Origin of the sequence: Terriglobus sp. YAF25 (genome assembly GCF_052113305.1) — a bacterium.
GTDB lineage: Bacteria > Acidobacteriota > Terriglobia > Terriglobales > Acidobacteriaceae > Terriglobus.
The window spans coordinates 1-6,949 of the sequence record NZ_JBFRCY010000424.1; the positions used below are offsets into that span (position 1 = coordinate 1).

Consider the following 6,949-nt stretch of genomic DNA (forward strand, 5'->3'; position numbering starts at 1 on the left):
GTGCAAAGGTGATGGTTGATAACCCTGACGGCGTGCTGAAGTCCGGCATGGCGGCAACGGTGCGTCTGCCATGACCGCGGCGATTACTGCCGATGGCATGACGATTCGCTTCGGCAGCTTTACCGCCGTGCAGGACGTGAGCTTCCAGGTCGGTAAGGGGGAATTGTTCGGATTTCTCGGGCCAAACGGTWCGGGGAAGACGACGATCATCAAAGCCTTATGTGGTCTGCTGACGCCAACCGAAGGTACAGGCACCATCCTCGGGATGGATATCCGCAAGCATGCAGCGGATATTCGCCGGCACGTCGGATACATGTCGCAGAAGTTCGGTTTGTATGAAGACCTGACGGTGGCCGAGAACCTGACCTTTTACGCCGGCGTGTATGGCATCAAAGGAACGCAGGCTGAGCAGCGCACAAAAGAGTTGCTGGCGTTGACCGGTATGGAGCCGTATCTCGATCGGCGTGTAGGAGCTCTCTCCGGCGGATGGAAGCAGCGCCTCTCGTTGAGCTGTGCCATCATCCATTCGCCACAGGTACTCTTTCTGGACGAGCCGACGGCCGGTATCGACCCCGTGGCGCGGCGGTCGCTATGGGATCTGTTCTTTCAGCTTTCCGGCCAGGGCGTTACGTTTTTCGTGACGACGCACTACATGGATGAGGCTGAGCGCTGTGGCCGTGTGGGCTATATCTATCTCTCAAAGTTGGCGGCGATCGGCACCATTGCCGAGTTGCAGCAGTTGCCTGAAGCCAATCCGAAAGGAACAGTGCGGATTCAGATTGAAGCGCCGGATGCTTCCATGGAACTGACGCGTCTGCGATCGATGAAGGGCGTTCGCGAAGCGACGATCTTCGGACGTTCGATTCATGCCCTGGTGGAGCAGGATGATCTGGATGCCATTCGGCAGCAGCTCAACGGGGCATCCGTGGAGACGATAGTCCCATCGCTTGAGGATGTCTTCGTCACGTTGACCTACGAGATCATGAAGGAGCGGCGATGAAGGATCTCTTCTACGGGGTATGGCCCATCTGCCGCAAGGAGTTCACGCACATCCGGCGTGACCCCACAACGCTGTTCTTCACATTGGCGGTGCCGTTGATGCAGTTGTTTCTGCTTGGTCTTGCGGTGGACACAAACGTGCGTCAGATTGCGACGGTCGTTCTGGATGAATCGCATACGCAGCAGAGCCGGCAGTTTATCGACAAACTTGCAGCCTCAGACTCATTCCATATCGTGGCTCATGTTGACTCCGCGGATAAGCTGGATAACGCCATTCGTGCAGGGGAAGCAAGAGTCGGCGTACGGATTCCGTATGACTACGCGCGCCGCTTGCAGGAGGGCAACACCGCCAGGGTGCTGGTGTTAATGGATGGCTCGGACTCATCCGTTGCCGGGCAGGCGACGAATGCCTCCACTGGCGTGGCGATGCAGCTCTCGCTCGCGCAGTTACTGGGCAATTCGCCGATGCCGGTAGAAGTAAGGCCATCGGTCCTCTACAACCCCAGCACGCGTTCAGCGAACTTCTTTATCCCGGGTCTGATTGCGGTCTTGCTGCAGATGATGGTGATCCTGATGGTAGCCCTGAGCCTGGTGCGCGAACGAGAGCGCGGCACGCTGGAGCAGTTGACTATGACGCCGGTGGCCCCGTTGGGCTTGATGGTTGGCAAGATGATCCCATATGGCGTGATGGCCTTTGCGGAGCTGTGCGTGATCCTCGCAGTGATGCGCGTAGTCTTCCTGGTGCCGGTGCATGGAAATGTACTGACGTTGCTCGTACTATCGATGCCTTTCCTGCTGACGGTGCTTGGCCTCGGGTTGATCATCTCCACCAAGGCACAGACGGCAAGCTGGTTCCGACGACGTACTATATCCGCATTGTGCGTGGCATCGTGTTACGCGGCGCCGGCCTCGAGGATCTCTGGATGAATGGATTAATTCTGCTTCTGATGGGCTGTGCGACCGTTGGCATTGCGGCTCTACTGTTTGTGCGGCAACAGCGGCATACATAAATCAGATCGCAAAAAAAGTGCGCATTCCTCGGAGTCGGGGGAATGCGCTAATTCAATCTAGCGGAGAAACTATATATTGGTTCGCTCAGCACAGGCGCCACCAATTCGAAAAGGTAGATGCGCTGCTATGCCAAATGGTTGTGTTTGAGATTCGGGCTACCAGTCTTGTCTGACGAGCGCAAAAAAAGGCGCCACGATGTGGCGCCTTAATGTCGAACCTTTCTCTCTACCAATAGGTAATATTCAGGTTGTCCAGCATGGTCGTGTAGGGAGTCTGGGCATAGTTGCCATCCATCTGATAGTTCACGGTCATGCCATACCAGCCGCTGGGAACAGCGAACGGCGCAACTGTCTGATTGATGGTGTATGTGGTTCCATTCACCGTGATGGATTGGTACGTCAGGTCGTTGTTCGATTCGCGCTGAACCTGGAAGCTGACATGATTCCAGCTTTTGTCATTGAGCGTACACGGAATACTTGTATGGACCCACTGTACGTTCACGTTGTTCCAGATGTCCCACACATTGCCGTTGAGATGGTTGCACTCCATTCCGAACTCCATGCCGACGCCATACATAAACAGATTGATATCAAATTCCAGATCCTGCGTGACCGCGAGGTTACTGACGTAGACGTCGGTGTCGTAGACCATGTGATGAATGGAAGGCAGAATGGTCTGATTCGTGTCGGGCATGTTCTGGGTGGTGCCCTGGCCGATCAGCTTATTCGACCAAAGAGCATCAGAGTAAGGGGTCGATCCGCCGACCCAGAAGATTGTGCCGTTGCCGCTCAACGAACCGGAGCCGACATGCTGCGTCATCGACCAATCTACTCCGGAGCAGGGAGAACCGCAGATGTCGTAGTTCGGTGGGAGCTCACCCCACTGATTCCAGCCGTTGGTCGCGTGAATATTGCCAATTTTTGTTCCTGCGGCGACATTGACCGTGATCGGGGTCGTTGAGGCCCCGCCACATCGATCCCATGCTTGAACGACGGTTTTTTGCGTACCGGCGGGAAGTGTCAGGGTGGTATCCATTGACGACCCACCCACCGTGTAAGCCAGAGAGTTATTGACGTAGACTCCCATCGCACTCACTCCGCTGCCGCAGCTTGTCGTTGCGTTTGCAGCGTAGTGCACCTGGGCGCTCACGGTGCTGTTGTTCGCAGGAGAACTCACGCTGACTCCACCCTGAGAGGTTGCCGTAAGGTTCAATATTGCGTTGGTGGCGCCACCGCAATAATCCCACGCCTGTACGGCGACTCGATGGCTGCCAGGGGAAAGGTTGAGAGTGGAACACAATAAGTATTCTGTACGGATGGCAACGTATTTTTGAGGGGGCACATCTAACCGCAATTAATTCCCTGCGGCTTGGCAATTTTTACGCAACACCTGGAAATTTTCTCCGATGTTTTGGAGAGGCCCGGAAAATGTGGGGTCAGGATCCCGAGGGGTCATCTCATCTCGCACACCGTTGCATGACGATGAATTTGAAACCGCAAAATCAAAGGCCCCCCACCTTGGAGGGCCTTGTCATTGCTTGCTTCGCTTTTGTCTACCAGTAGATCAGGCTGAGCTTGTCAACGTAGCTCTTGATCGCGGTCTGGTGCTCATCGCCATCCATCTGGTAGTTCACGGTGACGCCGTACCAGTTTGCCGGGACGTAGAACGGCGGGGCCGTCTTGTTCAGGGCGATGGTCTTGCCGTTCAGCGTGATGGTTTGATAGGTCAGCGTGTTGTCATCGTTTCGCTTGGCGCTGATGGTCACGTGGTTCCAGGCGTCCTTCAGTGGATTGCATGCGATGCCGGTGGCTTCCCAGTGCTTGTCAACGTTGTTCCAGAGAGCCCATTCATGGCCACCGTGGAGGCGGCACTCCGTACCCCAGGTCATACCGAAAGAGTTGAGGAACCAGTTGATGTCGAACTCCAGTGCCTGGGTGTGCGCCTCATCATAGCTGSTGACATAGAAGTACGCATCGTAGGTGAAGTTCTTGGTYGCAGCGATGAGGKTGTGGTCGACATCCGGAAGACTCTGTGATGAGTACGCACCGATCAGGTGGTTCCAGAAGAGTACGTCGGAGTAGGGCAGAGTGCCGCCAAGGTTGAACTGCGTCGCAGATCCGCTGAGGGACGGATTGGCAATGTTCCGGTTGTAGGAGTAGGTAATGCCGGCGCATGGGTTTGCTTCAACATGATCGACACAGTTGTCGTAGTCGGGAGCCTTCTGGCCAGACATATTCCATGCCGGGCTCATCTGCAGATTGCTGAAAGTGTTCGATGCTCCGAGAACGGTAAGGTCGATAGCGTTCTTGGCGTAGCCACCGCAATTATCCCAGGACTGCACGATGGTGTGATGCGCGCCAGGTGCAAGCGCGGCCTGGTAATTGAGGGCATTGCCATTCTCGACTTCAACGAGCTGGTTATCGATATAAAGGCCCATCGCCGCTACGCCGGAGGCGCAGGTCGTTGTGGCGGAGGCGACGAACGCCGGCTGCGTGCTGGAGTTGCCGGCGGCAGGCGAGTTCACCCAGACGCCTGCCTGGTTCTGGGCCGTAATCGGCACTGGCAGATTTGTCGATCCACCGCAGTTGTCCCATGCCTGCACGACGGTGTAGTGCGATCCCAATGAAACTGGCAGTGTTGTGTTGAGGGAGGCTCCCTGGGCTACATAGACGAGCGTGTTGTCAATGTAGACGCCGATTGATGCGATACCGCGGCTGCACGTCACTGTGGTCGCTGTGGCCGCGAACGTTACGTTCGTGCCTGTGGTCTGTCCGATGAAAGGTTGCGAGACAAGAACGGTTGCGTGCGCTGAGCTCGCGATGACAAATGCCGCGACAAGGCATAGAAGTGCGGTAAGTTTCCGCATGGGGAACCTGCTTGACCACGAAGTTCTGCTGCCCTTGATCTCCCTGAGCTTGAGCAGTTCTCGTGGGGGGGATTTGCTTGCTTTTGTTATTCAGAGAGTAACCCGGTACTTCAGGAAGTCAGCTACCACTTTCGAGGAACCGGAAGAAGCGATGCCGATTTGGGATTAAAGGCGCTTAACGCATATCCGCCCGGGATATTGCCCTATTCCATCAGTCTGCGTGTGGATCGTGAATTCACGACTTTGTTACAGGAAGTACAACCTAATGTCTGATACGGCGCTCTCATGATCACGCCTGGAGTTCTGTATGTTGCTGTATACCTTTCTCCGTGATCGTTCTGTGCTGAATAACTTTCATCCCCCGCCCTCCCTCTGAACAATCCCGTTACAAGCTGTAAGTAAATAAGCTCGCGACATAAGAACTATGCCAGTGCGTACCGAACATTTCATGTTTCGCTGATTCGCAGGAGGTTCTCCCAGTCATGCTTCCACGACTTATTGCAGTCGCCATCGTGGCCGTGTGTACGTCACGGCTTTGCAGTCAATCACCGCTTAGTTTCGAGAGCTACGGAGACGGATACAACGGAGGCAGTGGCCCGTTGATCGCAGCCGACTTTGATCACGACGGCAAAGTTGACCTGGTCCAATGCAGCTCAACACAACACCTGATCTTTCGCGCCGGCAAAGGAGATGGCACATTTCAGCCGCCGGTAACAGCATTCGCAGATGCTCTCGCACTGCAGGGCGGCGTTGCATCCGATGTAAATCATGATGGCAATCTGGATCTCGTTACGGTCGCATCTCAGAATCCTCCCCCTCCTCCCGCGCCGGCCGCATATGTRCTGAGTATTTTCCTGGGGAATGGAGACGGCACGTTTCGCGCGCCGCAGACCTACACGACCACTCAAGGACCTGGGCAAGCCGTCGTTGGCAATTTCTTCAATGATGGTCAACCGGATATTGCAGTTGGCGAGTCRTACGGCCTGATTGAGCTGTTCCGCAACGCTGGGGATGGAACGTTTGTTTCTGCGGGTTCTATATCGGTCGGCACCGGAAATTTCAGCCCGGTTCAGGTAGCAGCAGGGAGTTTGAACGGCACCGGTGTCTCAGATCTTGCAGCACTTGTTCTGAACTCCAATGACTTTGCGATGCCATCGGAACTGAGCGTCTTGTGGAATAACGGTAGTGGGACTTTCACCCGGCAGGTGCTTGGTCAATACTCATGGCCGCAAATCATAAGCGCTCAAATGAACGGGGATAGGAACGCAGACATCCTTGTGAGCTATCAGTGTGATCTTCCGGCGGGGGCGAAGTATTGCGTCGGGTTTGATGGCTTTTATGGACAGGGAGAGAACAAGCTTTATAAGAGAACTCTGGTCAATTCGACGTCGGGATTAAATCCCGGAGATCTTGGTCAGATTGCAGGCGTCGATGTGGATGCAGACGGCTACATCGATATCGCCGCGATTGGCGCTCTGCAGTGTGATGGCTCTACCGGAGAGTGTAATGACGCCCCGCAGGGCCTTTCGATCTGGCGGGGGAATGCAGATGGATCCTTTCTCCAGACTCCGGAGAACTTCTTCACATCGCGGAATGTGCAGGTGGGTGCAGCTGCTATGGCGGATTTCAATCGCGATGGAAGGATGGACTTCGCCCAGACGCAACCCGGTGCCGGAGGGCCAACGGAGTTCTACCTGAACGCGACACGGCGAACGAACTGTGGAACCTACACCATCAGCCCATCCGTGACGGTGTGTGCTCCGGTCGACAACACCTATTTGCCAAGTCCCGTGCGTGTTCGCGCTAATAGTTATGACACGACGCCGGTGACAGCCCTCCAGGAGTACGTCGATGGCGCGCTGAAGTACTCTGAGGCAGTCACGAGCTTCGACCAGAGATTTCCGGTGAGCGAGGGCTCTCACCTGTTCGTGACCAAAGCCTGGGATGCAAGCGGGGTGAGCTTCATGTCCTCCAGGACCGTAACCGTGTACGACGGGACGCCTGGTGCCACCTGCTACGCGGCGACGAATGCGGCTAGCCTCTGTTTACCAAAGGGAATGAGTAGCTCCGGCC

5 protein-coding genes are annotated in these 6,949 nt (G+C 55.6%); 3 read left to right on the forward strand and 2 right to left on the reverse strand.

Annotated features, from left to right (window positions below; translation table 11 throughout):
* The first annotated feature begins 70 nt into the window (after window positions 1-70).
* Both AB4043_RS17100 and AB4043_RS17105 read left to right on the forward strand, forming a co-directional pair.
* Window positions 71-1,000, forward strand: coding sequence for an ATP-binding cassette domain-containing protein (locus tag AB4043_RS17100; RefSeq protein ID WP_442307606.1), 930 nt, complete (start codon window positions 71-73; stop codon window positions 998-1,000).
* Window positions 997-1,926 (forward strand): ABC transporter permease, encoded by a 930-nt coding sequence (locus AB4043_RS17105; RefSeq protein WP_442307607.1) that lies wholly within the window; start codon window positions 997-999, stop codon window positions 1,924-1,926. Before AB4043_RS17100 ends, AB4043_RS17105 begins: the two co-directional genes overlap by 4 nt.
* Window positions 1,927-2,235: 309 nt before the next feature.
* Here AB4043_RS17105 and AB4043_RS17110 read toward each other — a convergent pair whose 3' ends face one another.
* Complete coding sequence (locus AB4043_RS17110) at window positions 2,236-3,309, reverse strand: hypothetical protein (protein ID WP_442307608.1); 1,074 nt, start codon at window positions 3,307-3,309, stop codon at window positions 2,236-2,238.
* Between the two features lie 253 nt (window positions 3,310-3,562).
* Window positions 3,563-4,876: a hypothetical protein gene (locus AB4043_RS17115; RefSeq protein ID WP_442307609.1), complete on the reverse strand. Its 1,314-nt coding sequence runs from the start codon at window positions 4,874-4,876 to the stop codon at window positions 3,563-3,565.
* A 482-nt stretch (window positions 4,877-5,358) separates the two neighbouring features.
* Here AB4043_RS17115 and AB4043_RS17120 point away from each other — a divergent pair.
* The coding region (locus tag AB4043_RS17120; protein WP_442307610.1) for an FG-GAP repeat domain-containing protein at window positions 5,359-6,949 on the forward strand (1,591 nt) is incomplete at its 3' end.